The organism is Bacillus sp. EA-CB0995, assembly GCF_055814245.1.
The window spans coordinates 533,267-551,909 of the sequence record NZ_CP169269.1 but is presented as its reverse complement, the minus strand read 5'-3'; the positions used below and the strand labels follow the sequence as shown (position 1 = coordinate 551,909).

The following is an 18,643-nucleotide window of genomic DNA, read 5'->3' as shown; positions in this document are numbered from 1 at the left end:
AACACTCAATCTCATTTCTTTACTAAAAAATAGGATTCTTTTCCTTAAAAAAGGATAAACCTACTGACAATTGTAACACTTGTTTTATATCTATGACAACAATCGGCCAAACGCGCCCTCATGAAAACGCCCCCACTCATCTTCTTCGCTTTTTTCTAGATCTTGAGGTGGGGGTCTTACTGTCCGCGAATAGCGAGATAGCATCAATTTATTGACGAGTTTACAATATACGACTCAAAAACGGCTATCAGGAAGTTCCTGATAACCTAAAAAAACGCAGCCATTACAGCTGCGTTTTCCTTATATTATTATTTAGTTTCAATTAAACCGTATTTTCCATCCTTACGTCCATATACAACATTTGTTTCATTTGTGTCTGAATTTGTAAAGACGAAGAAGTTATGGCCTAACATGTCCATTTGTAAAATTGCTTCTTCTACATCCATTGGTTTTAAGTCAAATCGTTTTGTACGAACAAGTTCTAATTCATCTTCAGCAACCTCTTCTTGCGCAGTTGGTTGCTCTGGAAGAATCAACATTGTTTTTGTAGTGCCTTTTTCACGTAACTTACGATTTACCTTTGTTTTATGTTTACGGATTTGTCGTTCAAGTTTATCTACGACTAAATCAATAGCAGCATACATATCGCTATTTGTTTCTTCAGCGCGAAGTAATAAATCCGGAAACGGAATTGTTACTTCCACTCGTTGCTTGTCAGAGTACACTTTTAAGTTTACCTTAATTTCTGGAAAAGTCTCGAAATAGCGCTCTAATTTACCTAGCTTTTTCTCTACATATTCCTTTAATGCTGGAGTTACTTCAATATTTTCACCGCGAATGTTAAATTTCATAAGATGAACTCCTCCTTTCAAGCCTATGTATAGGTTTTCGACAAAGGTATCAAAAATCCTTCTTTCATTTTTAAATTTTTTGACAAAATCGATATTTTTTTATCGAATTTTGTAGAAAAAGAAATGTAATTCCTTTTCTATTATTATTTTATCCTATTTATATCGTAGTTATCATATGTAAGTGTGAAAAATCCGTTACAAAAATACTACAACTTTTTGACAACTCTTTGTTTATCCCGCTATTCGCAGGCAGTAAGACCCCTACCTCAAGATTGTGAGGAATCCGAAGAAGATAGGTAGTGGATAACTGATGGAAGTTTCACTTTATGATAAAGCCTCCGTTACCTATGTAACGGAGGCTCCCCTATGTGAAACGCTGGTCTTTGAAACTGCACCATGTTTCAATTATATATAATTATAACTTCACAACATTTGCTGCCTGCGGACCGCGCGCACCTTCTACAATATCAAATTTAACTTTTTGTCCTTCTTCTAACGCTTTATATCCGTCATGCTGAATGGCAGAAAAATGAACAAAAACATCGTCACCGCCATCGCGCTCAATAAAACCAAAACCTTTTTCTGCATTAAACCATTTTACTTTTCCTTGCATGTTCTTTCCATTCCCTTCAATCGTAAAATAAGGGTACCTGCCCCATACTTTGAATATAACGAATGGAAAAGCACAAAGTCAAAGAAGACTTGTCGCCTTTTTATTGTACCTTTCGACATGCCTTATTTCTCAATATACACAGAACGCACAATCGTCCGAGTATATGCTTTTCCCTCTTTATTCTTTCCTTTAATATCAATCGTTACGTTATACACACCTGATTTTGCGACATCTGGCAAATTCCCGGTGAATGTGACTGTATCTGTCTTTTGCAGCTTATTGGAGTGCGATACTAAATTCCCATCCCGATCTACAACGCGTATATCAAAGGAAAGATCCCCCTGCTGTAGGGAACGTTTTGTAGATTGCTTTAACTTAAATTCCGCTTTATTTTTCTTGACTTTACCCGGCATTTCTAACGTAAACGGTGCAACCTGTTTATAATTAGCTAGCATAAGATACGCATCTTTTTGTGCTTGTGACATCATTTTTAAGCGCCACTCACCTACTTCCATTTGATTAACCTGGAATGTCCGAATTGTCGCTCCGCTAAAATACGCATATTCTTCTCCCGTCGCTGCTTTGCTGTTTTGATTGGTGTACACCTTGCCAGATGGAGCGATAAGCTGCATCTGTACGTCTGGAGATGCAGTCAACACAGAAACATTTCCATCCGTTACAGTATCCACCGCAAAGGTTTGTTCCACCCAACTGTTTGGTGTGAGCGGTCCTCCTAACACCGTTTGATTAGCATTCACAGCTAGATTTTTTTGTGATTCTTCAAATATATTTTCGTTTGCAATAGAGGCAACCCCAGAAGTATTGCGCAAATAAGACTCAATCCGTGAAAATACAGCTGATCCTTTTCGAATGCTGTCATGATCCAGGCTAGCATCTGTAAACAGATGTGTTCCATAAGGAAGTTTCGTGCTCCATTCATTGACTAACCCATCATTAGAACCATACCAGGAAAGGTAAAATCCGCCTATAGACAGTGCAGAGAAGGCAGGTCCCCAGCTCGTGCCCGCAACTGTATAATAACGGTTCAACTTTGCGTTTGGATTACTATCCGTTATGTTACGAAACTGCGCCATTTCCCCTGTCTGCAAAGAGTACGTGCCGTCATCCCGTTGTCCTAACAAGGAAGCAAGCCAGCCTGCCCACCAACTGTACGCCAAATCTGCTAAGTTAGAGCCATAGTGCGGAGAAGCGAGCGTCACTACGTTTCCAACAAAGCGACTAGCACCGTAGTGAACGAGCGCTGCTTGCGTGTCAGGTCCGCCTTTGCTGTGTGCGACAATATTAACCTTTTTACCAAAATGATTATAGATTTGCTCCAGCATAGAAGCGAGCAAACGCCCATTATCCCACTCACTTGCTGAGCCCTTTCCGGCCGCATCATACAGCTGAACGAAAACAGTTTGATACCCTGCATTATAAGCATAATTATACATATCGTTCATACCGTGATAAACGGTTTCACCGTACCAGTCCTTAGCAGTTCCATTCTTACCTTGAACGAAAACGATAGGTGGTTTATTCGAATCATGCTCAGGAGTTGCCCCTAAAAACCAACTCCCAGGAGTAAACGATTCTGATGGCGGAAAAATCCCACCAGACATTTGCGTAGAACTAGCGGAAACGGATGAAATATGAAAAGAACAAAAAGCAAAAATAAAAATAGTCAATACTGCGAAAAAACGTTTGCACTTATGCAACACAGCAGTCCCCCTTATTTAATTTGCAATTCCCATCTTCATGCAAATACGTTGTTCTTCAATTCATCCTATAATTTATAGTTGATGGAATGATAAGCGTGTAATAGAAAATGTCTCCTTAACTTTAGTTTGAATTTTCTGACTCATTTACTTTTTATTTTTCTACCTCCATTGCACTTAATGGTGATGAACGTATTCTTTCTTAATTTCTTAAAAACCTTCTAAAAAATTTACAATCCACGTTGAGAAAATGTACTTAAGATTTATCCCGTAAAAGCCCGATTGGTGAGAGCTTTCCATCAGTGAGGGAGGAAGAAAACCCCCACTGATGGAAGTTTCACTTTATTGTAGTTAGAGTGACCAAAAGGATTCTGTGTGTATCCAAAAGTGAAAAAATTCCAGAATATTTGAGTTGCACTGTATTAGTAAAGAGGACACCAAACAAGAATTCAGCGGCAAAGCGTCAATGATGAAACATTCCGTGCTCCTCGTTCATAGAAGCATTGCGCCGCTTGACGCACCGTAATCCCAGTTGTGTATACGTCATCAATTAGGAGAATATCTTTTCCGTGAAAGGATTCTTCCTCTGCAAAATAAAAGGGCCGCGGACGCTGCAAACGCTCTGTTCTTGTTTTCTTACTTTGCTTCTCTGCATCGCTTCGCATGAGTGATGTTTTCACAATTGGAATAGATAAGCATGAGGCTAACAATTCTGCTTGATTAAATCCTCGTTCATATTTACGAGACAGACTAAGGGGAATAGGAACAATGCAATCACAATGGGGAAAATACTGCTGAAAAACGTTGGAAAAAGAAGAAGCAAACACTTGAACAAGAGCGGCGTCGCCGCGAAACTTAAAACGGGCTAATACTTCTTTCATCCAATCATTATATATATAGACAGATCGATTTTTTACATATACATGCTGAAAATATGAATCTTGCTTCCAGCGTAAGCAGTCCTGACAATATTCACCTTGCTTATATTCATCTGATAGATACTGAAAGGATCTTCCGCAATCTGCACAAATGTCTCCTATAATATAAGAAAATTTTTGTTCACAGTATGCGCATACGTATCCCTTTTCTTGTTCAACAAAAAAGAAAACCAGCTCGGCAAAACAGAGATAACATCATCACAAAGAAGGCAATGCATTAGTCTACCAACCCTTCTTGCTTTGCTTGCTTGTTCATTGATTGAATTTGTTTTTTTGCCGCAACCATCGCTTCTGTCTTTCCATAATGAAAATAGATGACATCGCCATAAGGAGAATGACTACTACGCCCCGCTCGTCCTGCAATTTGAACGAGCGCGCTTTCTGAAAAAACATGCTCTTCTGCCCCTAACACCGCCACTTGCAAATTCGAAACGGTAACGCCTCTTTCTAAAATCGTCGTCGTCACTAATAACGGAATCTCTCCTTTTCGGAATGAAGCCACCTTTTCTTTTCGCTTCAAATCTTCCGCATGCACGCCTTCTATACGATTATCAATACATTTTAAAATAGAAACAATTTCTTCTACATAACAAACATGAGGAACAAATAAAAAAATAGGATATTGCTTTTCGAGGTATACATGAAGCCACCGCAAAATAATTGAAGGTAAGGTTTTCTTTTGAATGGATTTCCGCCAATTCCCGCACCAGCGAAAAATAGGGATAGGTAGGGGATAACGATGGTAGCGTGCAGGAATAATCACTCCTTTTTGTTTTCCATTACGAAGCTTTCGCTGCCAATCTTTAGATGGAGTGGCTGTTAAATAAATAAACGCAGCATTTTCTTTACTAGCAGAGTTAACTGCGTATTGCAGCGTTTCATCCATTGAATAAGGGAAAGCATCAATCTCATCCACGATCATGACATCAAATGCTCTATAATAGCGTAGGAGTTGATGAGTTGTCGAAACAACAAGCTGCGCATTTGTGTATAAGTCGTCACTTCCACCATATAATGCACAAATTGAAACAGATGGGAATACTTCCCGCAAACGGGGATAAAGTTCGAGGACAACATCCGTCCGCGGCGTCGCAATACAAACGCGTTCTCCTTTACTTAGGGCTTCTTGTATACCATGAAATAACATCTCTGTTTTCCCTGCACCGCATACGGCCCAGACGAAAAAGGATTCTTTTCTTTGCACTGCCCTTACAATTCCGTCTGCAGCCTTTTGTTGTCCTTCTGATAACTGACCGTTCCACTCAAGACAATTCACTATGATTTGATTTTGTATAGGACCAATCCAACGAACGAGCCGCGTACATTCACTCACTCTTCTCATCAAGATGCACTTCCGGCAATATGTACACATTTTATTGCAACGATAGCATAAAAACGAAAAAAATAATCGCCGTTTTTCATTTCCGCAGCGCTGACACATATAACGAGAGTTTTTCTTTATAACGCCTTGCTCATAACAAATATAGCCATCCCGTTCCAGTTGATAAAGTTCTTCCTCTGATACGGATACTTCCTCTAGTAATAACTGTCGGCCTTCTAGCATCCTCTCTCCCCCTTTCTATTTTCACTATAAAAAGATTGAAAGAGTTTGTAAAAAATTAAAAAAGCCGATAGCCTACTCTTAAAATAGTAAGCTATCGACTTTATACACGTATTTTATATAATTAAAATTCTAGAATCTACCGTAACCTAAGAAATGTTGTTGGTTGTAGCTGCTGTTAATGTTAGAATATGCAATTCCGCTATCACCAGCATGAATCATTTGTCCGTTGCCAACATAAATACCGATATGAGATGGACCTGCTTTATACGTACCTTGGAAGAATACTAAATCACCAGGTTGTGGGCTGCTAATATGCTGAACAGAATTCCAGTATCCAGCTACATCTTGACGACCTACGCCGTAAATGTAAGAAATGAAACCACTGCAGTCAAATCCACCGTTAGATGGAGATGCACTACCCCAAACATATGGCATACCAAGGTATTTTTGTGCCTTTGCAATTACACTTGAATCCCCGCCACCGCTTACTTCTTGTGGCGGTGCTGCAGGAGCTGGTTTCGAATTAGAAGCATTTTTAGCTTGTCCGCCGCCATTATTTGCTGGTTGTTGCGTTTGTTGTGCTTGCTGTGGTTGTTGTGCTTGTTGTGCTTGTTGTGCTTGTTGTTCAGCTAAGCTTTGTAAGTATAGAGCTTGTTTTTCTAAATCTTTCAATTGCGACTCTGTGCTAGACATTCCATTTACAACTGTTTGCATTTTTGCACTTAAATCATCTATTGCTGCTTGTTTTTTCGCTTTTTCAGCATCAAGTTCTTGTTTCGCAGTTTCAATTTTTGCTTGTGCATCTTTTAATTCTTGTTGTTTTGCTTTTATAAGTTCCACATCTTTTTTCACTTTATCTTGATCTTGTTGTTGCATTTTCATAATGTCTTGGTCAGACTCAAGAATTTGTGAAACAGAAGTTAAACGATCAATTAAATCTGCAAGACTTTTAGAATTTACAACTACTTCCGTTACAACATTCGTGTTTGGTTTCTCTTGAAGAGCAACTAAACGCTTCTTCAACAGTTCTTCACGCTGTGCAATTTTCGTTTGTAAATCTGCAATCTCTTTATCTTTTTGTTCAATTAATTTTTGTGTTTCTTCTACTTGCTTCGTTGTTTCAGCAAGTTTACCTTCGTTCTCTTGAACAGACTTATCCAATCCTTGAATTGTATTCTTTAATTCGTCCATTTGTTTTTGAAGATCATCACGTTCTTGTTGTTGTTTATGTAAAGTGTCATTTTGTTGTTGAATTTGTGTTTTTACGTCGTCATTTTTTTCAGCAAATGCATTTGGTGTTACTACTGAAAACATCATAAATCCTGCTGCTAATGCGCAAGATGCGATTTTAAATTTTTTCATTCTGTTTTACACCGCTTTCTTTTTCTTGTTTTTCCGAATTTGTCTAATAAAATTTATACCATAATTACCAATGTTTTTTAGCAATGTTACGCTTTTGTAAAAGAAATGTAATATTACGTTTGTAATTTCTTGACATTTATATTCTAATATTGTGCCTTTTTGTAGAGAAATGGAGAATGAGGACGATACTTTTTCTCTTTTGTCGCACGATTTTATTTACTTTATAGTGATGTGATGTATAACAAAAAACTCTCTTGCTATCACGCAAGAGAGTTTACTAATCTATTAAGCTTTTACTTCCTCTAACCAAACGCCATTTTCCACCATCATATAACCAACTCGTCTTCTTCACATCATGTGTTGGCCATAGTAAGACCACATACTACCTTCTTTTTACATATCTTCCAAATTAATAATTAAATTTTCAGCTCCACAAGAAGGGTTATATTACATCCAAAATACGCACGTAACCCCATTGTTATATTAACGTAATATTTTTAATCAAAAAGAAATATTTATTTACCGTATTTTTCCTCATTTGTAAAGTAAAAAAGTGCAGGAATATCTCCCTGCACTTTTTTATCCCACTACTTTTTGGTAGTAAAATCCCAATTAATGAACCCATTTCTCTGCCCATTTTTGTACTTCATCCATTACACTCTCTAATGCTTTTCCTTTATCTGTTAAACCATATTCAATACGAACTGGCACTTCCGGATAAACGGCACGCACAACAATTCCTTCACTTTCTAATTCCTTTAAGCGCTCTGATAGCATACGATCGCTCATATTTGGAATGATATCAGCAATTTCTCGAAATCGTTTCGGTTCTTCTAACAGTGATTTAATAATTAATCCTGTCCACTTTTTACTAAGAAGTGTAAAAGCAGACTCGAACTTCGGACATAAACACGGATTATGTTCCATATGTTTCACCTCTTCTCTATTATAAAATAGTTTCTTATAAAAAGTAAGTAATCAAACTTATTTTGTTTGTTATATTTTTTCCAAAAAAGCTCTCTACATGAAAGAGAGCTTTTTTCATTATCCCGCATTAACGGGCAGTAAGACCCCCACCTCAAGATTCAGAAAAACTCAAAGGAGATAGGTGGCGGATAACTGCCCATAAAAGCACGATTGGTGAGAGCTTTCCTTCAGTGAAAAAATCGCTCACTGATGGAAGTTTCACTTTATCCCGCTCTAACAGGCAGTAAGTTGCTATTCATTGTTGCAAAATCAAACTGCCTGTAAGAGCCCGATTGGTTCAACTAACCATCAGTGAAAAAATCGCTCACTGATGGAAGTTTCACTTTATTTCGTATACCATCCTAAGCCAAGAGCACCTTCTCCTAAGTGTGTACCAATTACCGCTCCGAAATAACCGATTCGAATTTCTACATGCGGGTATGCTTTTTGCAATTCTTGTTGCCATTCTTTTGCTTCTTCTTCTCGATTAGCATGAATGATAACTGCTTCCATTGGCATACCTTTACTTGCTTGTTCATCAAAAATTTCAACAATACGTTTTAATGCTTTTTTACGCGTACGAATTTTTTCAAACGGAATAATAACTTTATCACGGAAATATAGTACCGGCTTCACTTGCAATAAGCTTCCAATAAATGCCTGAGCACTATTCAAACGACCGCCGCGCTGCAAATGATGCAAATCATCTACAACGAAATACGCATCCACTGTTTTCTTTATTTCATCAAAACGAGCGATAATCTCTTCCGGCGTTTTCCCTTCACTCGCCATTTTTGCGCCTTCACGTGCATAAAAACCTTGAACTTCACAGCTAATTTCTGAGTCGTATGTATATACCTTTACTCCGTCTACCATTTGACCAGCTGTCGTCGCCGTCTGATATGTACCACTAATACCGCTAGAAAGATGAACGCTAATCACTGCATCATATTCTTTCCCTAGCTCTTCAAATAACTCAATAAACTTTCCAATAGCTGGTTGAGATGTCTTCGGCAGCTCTTCCTGTTCACGAACTTTCACATAAAAATCTTCAGCTGTAATCTCAACCTCTTCTTGATAAGAATCATCCCCAAAAACAACATTCAATGGGATTATATGTATATTTAACTCTTCACGAACATGTTTTGGTAAATATGCCGTACTATCAGTTACAATAGCTGTTTTCATTTTCGTACCTACCTTATAAACAAATTTATTTTATTTATTGTACATGAAAATGGAAAAAGGTGCATTAACTGCTGAAAAAACGAGAGGTTAAGATTATAAATACTATTTCAACAATTTACAACAAAAAAATTGAAATTATAATAGGAAAGGTTAAATTTCTACAAAAAAAGATTTGAAACTCCACACCAGCCCTTTTAGAATAAAAAGTATTGATAATTTAGCGCTCTAACGGGTAATACGTTCTTCACCTTCTGAGAAACGAAAGAAGCTGAAGATAGAATCATGTTCCATAAGAACCCGATTTCATAAAGCTAACCATCAGCTTGGGATAGAGCTGCCCACTGATAGAAGTTATAATTTATCTCTAACGGGCAGTAGAATATAGTACATCGATCTAAAATCAAACTGCCCGTAAGAGCCCGATTAGTTCAACTAACCATCCGTGAATAAATCGCTCACTGATGGAAGTTTCACTTTACAAAGATAGGGGCGTATATCATTGCTACTACAATATTTCACCGTAAAAGGGTACGGCGAACATGAAATAGTGATTCAAAAATCTCGCTTTATTTGTCATGTAAGCCGCGCAACAACAGAAGAAGAAGCACAGGAATTTATCCAAAAGATTAAAAAGCAACATTGGAATGCAACCCATAACTGTTCAGCCTACTTAATTGGCGAACATGACCAAATTCAAAAAGCAAACGACGACGGAGAACCTAGTGGTACAGCTGGTGTCCCGATCCTAGAAGTATTAAAGAAGCGTCACTTAAAAGATACTGTCGTTGTTGTAACGCGTTATTTCGGTGGCATTAAACTAGGAGCAGGCGGTTTAATTCGTGCATACGGGAAATGTACAAGTGAAGGTCTAAATCATGTCGGCATCGTTGAACGAAAGCTGATGCGCGTCATGAAAACTGAAATTGATTATACATTACTCGGAAAAATTGAAAATGAACTACGCAACTCTGTATATGCGATTAAAGATATACACTACTTAGATCATGTCACGTTTGACACATATGTGGAGGAAAGCCAAAAACAATCATTCACAGAATGGATGATTGAAATCACAAATGGGAAATGTACAATTAATGAAGATGAGATGCTATATCTAGAACAAGATATAGTACAACACTAATTTATACTTAAAGGAGATTATTTATGGAAGATCGTTATCATCATCTCCAGAATAGAAGGACGAAAAAGAAAAGAAGACGCAAATCGTTTATATTCCTTATTTTTGCTCTCCTTATCGGAGGCGGAGCAGTTTATGCGTATAATTCTTACTCTTCTTTAATGGGAATTTACAGCGGCTCGAAGCATGATAAATCTAAACTCCGCACAGAGGATGTAGAAATTACGAAAAAACCATTTAGTCTTTTAATCATGGGAATTGAAGATTATGCCACAGGCGGCCAAAACGGACGAACGGATTCCTTAATGTTTGCAACTATTAATCCAAAATCTAAGAAAGTATCTTTAATGAGTATCCCACGTGATTCACGCGTAACAATCGCTGGGCATGACAAAAAAGATAAGATAAATGCAGCTCATGCCTATGGCGGAGAAAAAATGACAATGGATACAGTGGAAAACCTTTTAAAAGTACCTGTCGATCATTATATTAAATTAGATTTTAAAGGATTTAAAGGCATAGTCGATGCAGTTGGCGGCGTTACAGTCGATGTTCCATTCGATTTCTGGGAACGCTCTGATGTTGACTATTACAAAAAGATTGAGTTTAAAAAAGGACCACAGCATTTAAATGGGGAAGAAGCATTGGCTTATGTTCGGATGAGAAAGCAAGATCCGAATGGGGACTTTGGCCGTGCTGCACGTCAACGTCAAGTACTTGAGGCGGTGTTACAGGAATTAAACTCACCTTCTACTGTATTTAAAATCAATGACATTGCAAAAGTGATCGGAAAGTATATCAAAACAGATATACCTGTATCAGATGGTCTTGCACTCTATAAAGAATTCTCTGGCTTTGATACATCTACCATTCAAACAGTAAAAATGGAAGGCAAAGATGCAAAAATAGATGGAATTTACTATTTCGTTCCAGACGAATCAAATATCCAAGAAATTCACCATACCTTTATGCAAAACTTAGAACTTGAAGATTCAGCTCCTGCGTCGGATACACAAGAACAGCCTGAAACACAAGAACCGGCTAAACCATCTAGCTCGAATATACAACATCAACCTGGAAAACAGGAACAATCTACACCATCGTCTAAATCGCATGAACAAAAGACAAATTCAGACACTCATGAATCAAATACAGAATGGCAAATGTCTGCACATTAAAAACAGCTATCTCCGTCAAATGGAGATAGCTGTTTTTTTTATCCCGCTCTAACGGGCAGTAGAATGTTATTCATTGTTGCAAAATCAAACTGCCCGTATGAGCCCGATTGGTGAGAGCTTTCCATCAGTAAAAAAATCGCTCACTGATGGAAGTTTCACTTTATCCCGCTCTAACGGGCAGTAAGATGCTATTCATTGCTGCAAAATCAAACTGCCTATAAGAGCCCGATTGGTGAGAGCTTTCCATCAGTGAAAAAATCGTTTACTGATGGAAGTTTCACTTTATTATTTATTAAAATACTCCACAATCGCTTTTACAATACGCTCTGACGCATGCCCGTCACCATATGGATTCGATGCTTTTGCCATTGCACTGTGTGCTTCTTTATCTGATAATAGCTCATTTGCTAAAGTAAAGATTGTTTCTTCATCTGTACCAGCAAGCTTTAATGTACCAGCTTCAATACCTTCTGGACGCTCTGTTGTATCACGAAGAACAAGAACTGGCACACCAAGTGATGGCGCTTCTTCTTGTACACCGCCAGAATCCGTTAACATTAAGTATGAACGTGATGCAAAGTTATGGAAATCAATTACATCAAGCGGCTCAATTAAATGAATGCGATTATGATCTCCTAAAATTTCTCCTGCAATTTCACGAACAACAGGATTCATATGTACTGGATATACAACTTGCACATCTTCATGTGTTTCGACAAGACGCTTAATTGCACGGAACATATTGCGCATCGGTTCACCTAAATTTTCACGGCGATGTGCTGTCATAAGGATAAGACGATCATCTCCAACCTTCTCTAAAACAGGATGCGTATATGATTCTTTTACTGTTGTTTTTAACGCATCAATTGCTGTATTTCCTGTAATAAAAATATTTGCCTCTTTTTTGTTTTCTTGCTGTAGGTTTGTTGCAGATTTTGCCGTCGGTGCGAAATGAAGATCTGCCATGACGCCTGTTAATTGACGGTTCATTTCTTCTGGGTATGGAGAATATTTATCCCACGTACGAAGACCAGCTTCTACATGACCGATTGGAATTTGATTATAGAATGCAGCAAGGCTTGCAATAAATGTCGTCGTTGTATCACCATGTACAAGAACGATATCTGGCTTTGCTTCTTTCATGACTTTATCTAAGCCTTCTAAACCGCGCGTTGTAATATCAATTAACGTTTGACGGTCTTTCATAATATTCAAATCATAATTCGGTGTAATACCGAAAATATCTAACACTTGATCTAGCATTTGACGGTGTTGCGCTGTTACTGTCACAATCGGCTCGATTTGTTCTGAATGTTTTTGTAGCTCTAACACAAGAGGGGCCATTTTAATAGCTTCGGGACGCGTTCCAAAAATCGTCATTACTTTCATGCGTTCTGTCATATTCAGTTCCTCTTTTCTTTCAGTGTTCCAATTCATTATATATGAGAATTCCAAGTGGTAAAAGGAAATATTTTCTAAAACGCATGTGAAACATCGCGCCTTCGAATTGCTCTTCTGCCAATGGAATAGTAATCAACAGCATACTTCTCTATCTTTTCTAGGGAGTAACAATTTCTTCCATCAAATAAAATCGGTTCATTCATAAGCTGTACATACTTCACAATGGGATACGCTCGAATACTTTCCCACTCCGTTACAATAAAGACTGCATCTGCTTTCATAATGGCTGCATCTATATCTGTCGTATATTGTACTTGATTTGCCAATATACGCTTCGCATGTAAAATTGCCTTTGGATCGTACACGATAATATTAGCTCCTAAAGCCCGTAACTGTTCAATAATCATAAGAGAAGGCGCTTCCCTTATATCATCTGTATTTGGCTTAAACGAAAGACCGAGAACCGCAACTCGTTTCCCTCGTAAATTCATCACCTGTTCTGCCTTCTCCACGAGTAAAGCTTGTTGCTTATTATTTACTTCGATGACTGCTTTTAATAATCTGAAATCATGCGCCACATTCCCGGCAATTTGCACAAGTGCGTTTGTATCTTTCGGAAAACACGAGCCGCCGTATCCAATACCCGCGTGCAGAAAATGCGGGCCAATCCTTTTATCAATTCCCATACCAGCTGCTACTTCTGTCACATCGGCCTGTACTTTTTCACATATATTTGAAATTTCATTGATAAAGCTAATTTTCGTCGCTAAAAAAGCATTCGATGCATACTTAATCATCTCTGCACTGCGCACATCTGTTGTAAATATTTCAATTGGGAGCGATTTATACAGCTCACCAACTCTCTTTGCAATCTCTGTTGTTTCTGCTCCAATTATAATTCGATCACCATGAAAGAAATCATGCACACCGCAGCCTTCTCGCAAAAACTCCGGGTTTGATACAAGATGCATACTTATATCTGTTCGCACTGACTCTCGAATCCATTCTTTCATAGCATCATTTGTCCCAACTGGAACCGTACTTTTCGTCACAACAATAACATCTTGCTCTGCGTACATACCAATGTCACGGCACACATTTACAATATGTGTTAAATTTGCAGATCCATCTGAGTAGGAGGGTGTACCAACCGTAACAAAAATAAACTCAGCTGTCTCGTAAGCTTCTTCTCGCTTTGAAGTAAATGATAATCTCCGTTTCCAAACAGCCTCTTCCAATAATTCTTGTAAGCCTGGTTCATAAATCGGCAGTTCCTTTTTCTCTAACAGCCTTATTTTTTGTTCATCAATATCAAAACAAGTCACAGAATGCCCGAGTGTCGCTAAACCAACACCTGTCACCAATCCGACATATCCAGTACCTACTACTGTAATTTTCATAAACAACACCTCCTACTCATGGTTCGTTGCACTTTACTTTTATTATATGAGACATCTTTAGCTTCATTTTTTAAGCTTTTGTAAAGAAAAGTGTTGGAGCTAGGCATCTTCAACTTTTATAAAGTGAAACTTCCATCAGTGGGGGCTTTTACGGGCAGTTATCCCCCACCTATCTTCCTTGTTTCTCAGAATCTTGATGTGGAAGTTCTACTATCCAAAAATAGCGGGATACATTTAATTATCTTGTAAAAAAACAAGTCAGCTGCTTTATTCGCAGCTGACTTGTTTTTACTTACTATATCCGTTCGGGTGAGCTGTATGCCATTCCCAAGCTGTTTGAATCATTTCTTCAAGTGAATATTTTGCCTTCCAGCCTAATTCGTCATAGATCTTTGCTGAAGAAGCGATTAGTTGTGCTGGATCTCCAGCGCGGCGTTCCGTGTAAACGACATTCGCCTTCTTCTCAGTTACACGCTCACACGTTTCAATCACTTCTTTTACAGAAAAACCTTTGCCATTTCCTAAGTTATACACTTCATTTGTTTTTTGTTCATTTTGTAAGCTTTGCAGTGCTAAAATGTGCGCCTCTGCTAAGTCTGTTACATGGATATAATCACGAATACAAGTACCATCATTTGTTTCATAATCTGTGCCAAATACAGAAATTGTTTCACGTTTTCCTAATAAGTGCTGCAGCACAAGCGGAATTAAATGTGTCTCTGGTGTATGATCTTCTCCAATTGTTCCGGATACGTGAGCACCTGCTGCATTAAAGTAGCGAAGCACAACATATTTCATTCCATATGCTGCATGAAAATCTTGTAAAATATGCTCAACCATTAATTTAGAGCGTCCGTATGTATTGATTGGATTTGTTGCAGTCTTTTCTGTAATAATATCTGTATCCGGAATTCCGTACGTTGCTGCTGTTGAAGAGAAAATAAACGATTTCACATCATGCTCCATCATTTTCTCAAGCAAAGTAATCGTTGCTGTCACATTGTTTTTATAATATTTCAATGGATTCGAAACAGACTCACCAACAAGACTATTTGCTGCAAAATGCATAACAGCATCAATAGAATATTTGCTAAATACACGATCTAAATCCGCTGCATTACTTAAATCTCCTATTTCTAGAAGTGCTCTTTTATCAACGCTCTCACGATGACCAGTCGATAAGTTATCTAATACGACCACTTCAAAATTTTTGTCTAACAATTGTTTTACTGTATGACTTCCAATATATCCTGCACCGCCAACTACTAAAATCATGCGTTCTCCCCCTGAAAAAAATTTATCATCAGATATCTTTGCTCCATATTATAAAGTGAAACTGCCATCAGTTGAGAGGCTTTCATTCTCCACAAATAGAAGTTTTCCTTTATTATACATTTTCCTCAACATTTATGCATGACACACTATGACGAAAAGTAATTAAAAACCTTATCTCATTATATATGTATATTTGAACAAAACGATTATATTATGATTCACACCCGTAATTTACCATATACTCCTGAAGTAGGAATCATACATATTTTCCTGTAAAACATCCATATTAAGATTAATTTGCATCTATAATTCACTAAAAAATGTCACATATTTTGGCCATTATTCATCAAAGCCAAGGGAAAAAAAGATTGAATTCTATTCTTTTTATGATACCATATGTTATGAGCCAAAAACACTTATCGAACTTTTAAGTAAAAGAAAGATTTGCATACGTTAAAATATAAAAGGTGGGGTATTAATGGACTCACGAACTATTTATGCAGTATTGGCATCTTTCATTACCGTACTAATTGCTACCCCTTTCGTGATTAAGTTAGCTTTTAAGATCGGGGCAACAGACAAGCCAAATGCTCGTAAAGTACATCAACAGATTATGCCTCGTCTTGGCGGACTGGCAATTTTCATCGGAGTTGCTGTAGGATGCTTCGTTAGCGGCTTGTATGAACAGCGTATCCTATCGATTAGTGTAGGTGCTGTCATAATCATCATCATTGGTATATTAGATGATGTGTATGAACTATCTGCAAAAGTAAAATTCGGCGGACAACTTGCAGTGGCATTGCTAATCGTGAAAAATTTACAAATATCGGTGCTTTATATTCCAATTTTAGGAGAAACTGAACTTGGATGGTTATCTTATCCGATTACAGTATTTTGGATTGTCGGTATTACAAATGCCATTAATTTAATTGACGGCCTTGATGGATTATCAGCTGGAATTTCGTCCATTGTTCTTGCAACGTTAGCTTACATGGCTGCTACTAGCGTTACTGGCGCTGGGAGTGCTATCATTTTGCCGCTTGCGTTAATTGCACTGGCAAGTACAATTGGATTTCTATTCTATAACTTCCATCCAGCGAAAATCTTTATGGGAGATACAGGGGCACTGTTCTTAGGATATTGTATTGCTGTACTATCACTACTTGGGCTGTACAAAAGCGTAACACTGTTTAGCTTTATCGTTCCAGTCATTATTTTAGGAGTACCAATATTTGATACAACATTTGCGATCATTCGCCGTATTGTAAATAAAAAACCAATTTCGGCACCAGATAAATCACATTTACATCACCGCTTACTTGCACTAGGATTCTCTCATCGAACAACGGTGCTTATCATTTATGCCTTCGGGATTTTCTTTAGTGTCAACGCGATTATTTTTTCAAGCGCAACATTATGGTTATCCATTTTTCTTCTATTCGTTCTTATTTTAGTTACTGAAATTGTCGCAGAGATTATTGGTCTTGTACACGATCGCTATAAACCAATTATTTCAGTCTATAAAAAAGTAAAAAAACGTGAAGAATAACAGTAGTATAACCAATTCAATATAAAAATATACAAACCGGATGATTTCTTTAAAGAAATCATCCGGTTTTTTGTTTTCCAAAATATAGTTCGTTTGAGAATACCACTATTGGAGCAAAATAAAGGTACAATTTTCAAATTAGGGTGAGCATCATGATTAAGCGAACGCTTCTACTGATTTGTTTGTTTTATACTATCATCTCATGTTTTCTATCATCCACGCAGGCTGCAGTTGTATCTTCACATGAGAATCGCTCTATCGCTCATCTTGAAACACAACTGCCTCAGCAGCATACAGCTACTCCGCAAAGAAAAGTGGCTTATTTAACATTCGATGATGGCCCAAACAAATATACATCACAAATTTTAAATATCTTAAAGCAAAAAAATGAAAAAGCAACCTTCTTCGTTATTGGGGGACGTGTCTCTCGTTATCCTCAAACAACAAAGCGATTGATTCAAGAAGGTCATTACCTAGGATTACATAGTATGTCTCATAATGCAAAATACCTTTATAACGGTGATCCCTCTATTTTAGTTTCTGAAATGGAACAAGCTCGGGCAATCGTTCAAACTATCACCGGACTCGATACGCATCTCGTTCGCGTTCCTTATGGCAGCATGCCCTATTTAAAGAAAAACTATCGTGATGCTCTTGTTGTAGCTCACTATAAAATGTGGGATTGGACAGTCGATACATATGATTGGAAAAGTGATCATAATCCTTCTGCTGTATTGGAACGGATAATGAATCAAAGTAATAAACCAGTTGAAGTCATTTTAATGCATGACTCAAGTGTCACCGTGCAAGTTTTACCAAAAATAATTGACTATCTTCGTTCACAAGGGTATACACTTCTTCCTTACAACCCTTCTTCTCATTTAGAAGTTAATTTTTGGAAGGATACGAGATTGTAACAGCTTTAGCCTCTGCTAAATCTGTCCACTCCTTCCCCAATTCCTATTTTTGTGTAAACTTTAAAATAGTGATCAATAGCCGAGGGGACTGAAGCCCCCACTGATGGAAGTTTCACTTTATAAAACAATACAAAAAGGAGCTGACTAAGTTAGGTCAGCTCCTTTTCCTTGTTAGCATACCTCTTGAATTTGTCCGCGAATTTCGCCTTGAGGATATTGCTCTGTATGCACATTGACATACGCATTTTCCCCTGTATTTCTTTCATAAGATCTGCTAAAGTCTTTCCTTGGAGTGGCCCCACAAGATTATCTTTTGTCAATACACCCTTTACAACGCCTTTATCAACACTAATCCCAGGATTCACTGGACCAAATAAGAATGTAACCACTGGTCCATTTTGTCCTTCCTTCCCTAAATGATGGGCGACAGTCATCTTCTCTATATGCTTCACAGTTAATTTATAATATAGCTTTGTAAAGTCTTCATTAAACATGAATTTCACCTTACCACAAGCATCAGTTTCTACAGGAGGGACTTCATTACGTCCTTTTAATCTAGCAAAAAAAGCTTTTGTCACTCTTCTA

14 protein-coding genes and 2 pseudogenes are annotated in these 18,643 nt (G+C 37.7%); 4 read left to right on the top strand and 12 right to left on the bottom strand.

What is annotated here, in order from left to right:
* Positions 1-308: 308 nt before the first annotated feature.
* The 8 genes and pseudogenes from hpf to ACEWFJ_RS02845 all read right to left on the bottom strand — a co-directional run bounded on the left by hpf (position 309) and on the right by ACEWFJ_RS02845 (position 9,200).
* Entirely contained in the window at positions 309-851 is a 543-nt protein-coding gene (gene hpf, locus ACEWFJ_RS02880) for a ribosome hibernation-promoting factor, HPF/YfiA family (RefSeq protein ID WP_473690319.1), read from the bottom strand.
* Between the two features lie 415 nt (positions 852-1,266).
* The gene (gene cspD / locus ACEWFJ_RS02875; RefSeq protein WP_473690317.1) at positions 1,267-1,464 is read right to left on the bottom strand and encodes a cold-shock protein CspD; all 198 of its coding nucleotides are present in this window, start codon (positions 1,462-1,464) and stop codon (positions 1,267-1,269) included.
* 122 nt (positions 1,465-1,586) lie between these two features.
* Positions 1,587-3,116: a lipase family alpha/beta hydrolase gene (locus tag ACEWFJ_RS02870; protein ID WP_473692322.1), complete on the bottom strand. Its 1,530-nt coding sequence runs from the start codon at positions 3,114-3,116 to the stop codon at positions 1,587-1,589.
* Positions 3,117-3,631: 515 nt separating this feature from the next.
* Positions 3,632-4,338 (bottom strand): annotated as a pseudogene (locus ACEWFJ_RS02865) (phosphoribosyltransferase family protein).
* Entirely contained in the window at positions 4,338-5,684 is a 1,347-nt protein-coding gene (locus ACEWFJ_RS02860; protein WP_473690315.1) for an ATP-dependent helicase ComFA, read from the bottom strand. The pseudogene ACEWFJ_RS02865 and the gene ACEWFJ_RS02860 overlap by 1 nt, the downstream one beginning before the upstream one ends.
* A gap of 129 nt (positions 5,685-5,813) precedes the next feature.
* On the bottom strand, positions 5,814-7,046 hold the full coding sequence (locus ACEWFJ_RS02855) for a C40 family peptidase (RefSeq protein WP_473690313.1): 1,233 nt from the start codon (positions 7,044-7,046) through the stop codon (positions 5,814-5,816).
* Positions 7,047-7,658: 612 nt separating this feature from the next.
* The gene (locus tag ACEWFJ_RS02850) at positions 7,659-7,973 is read right to left on the bottom strand and encodes a winged helix-turn-helix transcriptional regulator (RefSeq protein WP_098308329.1); all 315 of its coding nucleotides are present in this window, start codon (positions 7,971-7,973) and stop codon (positions 7,659-7,661) included.
* A 384-nt stretch (positions 7,974-8,357) separates the two neighbouring features.
* Positions 8,358-9,200: a DegV family protein gene (locus ACEWFJ_RS02845; RefSeq protein WP_473690311.1), complete on the bottom strand. Its 843-nt coding sequence runs from the start codon at positions 9,198-9,200 to the stop codon at positions 8,358-8,360.
* A gap of 499 nt (positions 9,201-9,699) precedes the next feature.
* Here ACEWFJ_RS02845 and ACEWFJ_RS02840 point away from each other — a divergent pair, with 499 nt between their 5' ends.
* Both ACEWFJ_RS02840 and ACEWFJ_RS02835 read left to right on the top strand, forming a co-directional pair.
* Positions 9,700-10,341 carry a YigZ family protein gene (locus ACEWFJ_RS02840; RefSeq protein WP_473690309.1) on the top strand — a complete coding sequence of 214 codons (642 nt, stop codon included), beginning with the start codon at positions 9,700-9,702 and terminating at the stop codon, positions 10,339-10,341.
* A gap of 23 nt (positions 10,342-10,364) precedes the next feature.
* Positions 10,365-11,516, top strand: a complete 1,152-nt coding sequence (locus tag ACEWFJ_RS02835; RefSeq protein WP_473690307.1) for an LCP family protein — start codon at positions 10,365-10,367, stop codon at positions 11,514-11,516.
* A 285-nt stretch (positions 11,517-11,801) separates the two neighbouring features.
* Here the strand turns inward: ACEWFJ_RS02835 and wecB are convergent, their stop codons facing one another.
* From wecB to galE, 3 genes are all read right to left on the bottom strand, one after another.
* Positions 11,802-12,917: a non-hydrolyzing UDP-N-acetylglucosamine 2-epimerase gene (gene wecB / locus ACEWFJ_RS02830; protein WP_473690305.1), complete on the bottom strand. Its 1,116-nt coding sequence runs from the start codon at positions 12,915-12,917 to the stop codon at positions 11,802-11,804.
* A 74-nt stretch (positions 12,918-12,991) separates the two neighbouring features.
* On the bottom strand, positions 12,992-14,317 hold the full coding sequence (locus ACEWFJ_RS02825) for a UDP-glucose dehydrogenase family protein (RefSeq protein WP_473690303.1): 1,326 nt from the start codon (positions 14,315-14,317) through the stop codon (positions 12,992-12,994).
* Positions 14,318-14,605: 288 nt separating this feature from the next.
* Positions 14,606-15,592, bottom strand: a complete 987-nt coding sequence (galE, locus tag ACEWFJ_RS02820; protein ID WP_473690301.1) for a UDP-glucose 4-epimerase GalE — start codon at positions 15,590-15,592, stop codon at positions 14,606-14,608.
* Between the two features lie 478 nt (positions 15,593-16,070).
* Here galE and ACEWFJ_RS02815 point away from each other — a divergent pair, with 478 nt between their 5' ends.
* Positions 16,071-17,141 (top strand): glycosyltransferase family 4 protein, encoded by a 1,071-nt coding sequence (locus tag ACEWFJ_RS02815; RefSeq protein ID WP_473690299.1) that lies wholly within the window; start codon positions 16,071-16,073, stop codon positions 17,139-17,141.
* Positions 17,142-17,293: 152 nt separating this feature from the next.
* Positions 17,294-18,058, top strand: coding sequence for a polysaccharide deacetylase family protein (locus tag ACEWFJ_RS02810; protein WP_473690297.1), 765 nt, complete (start codon positions 17,294-17,296; stop codon positions 18,056-18,058).
* Positions 18,059-18,229: 171 nt separating this feature from the next.
* On the opposite strand, the pseudogene ACEWFJ_RS02805 reads toward ACEWFJ_RS02810, so the two are convergent.
* Positions 18,230-18,636: pseudogene (locus tag ACEWFJ_RS02805) on the bottom strand (CHRD domain-containing protein).
* Positions 18,637-18,643 lie beyond the last annotated feature (7 nt).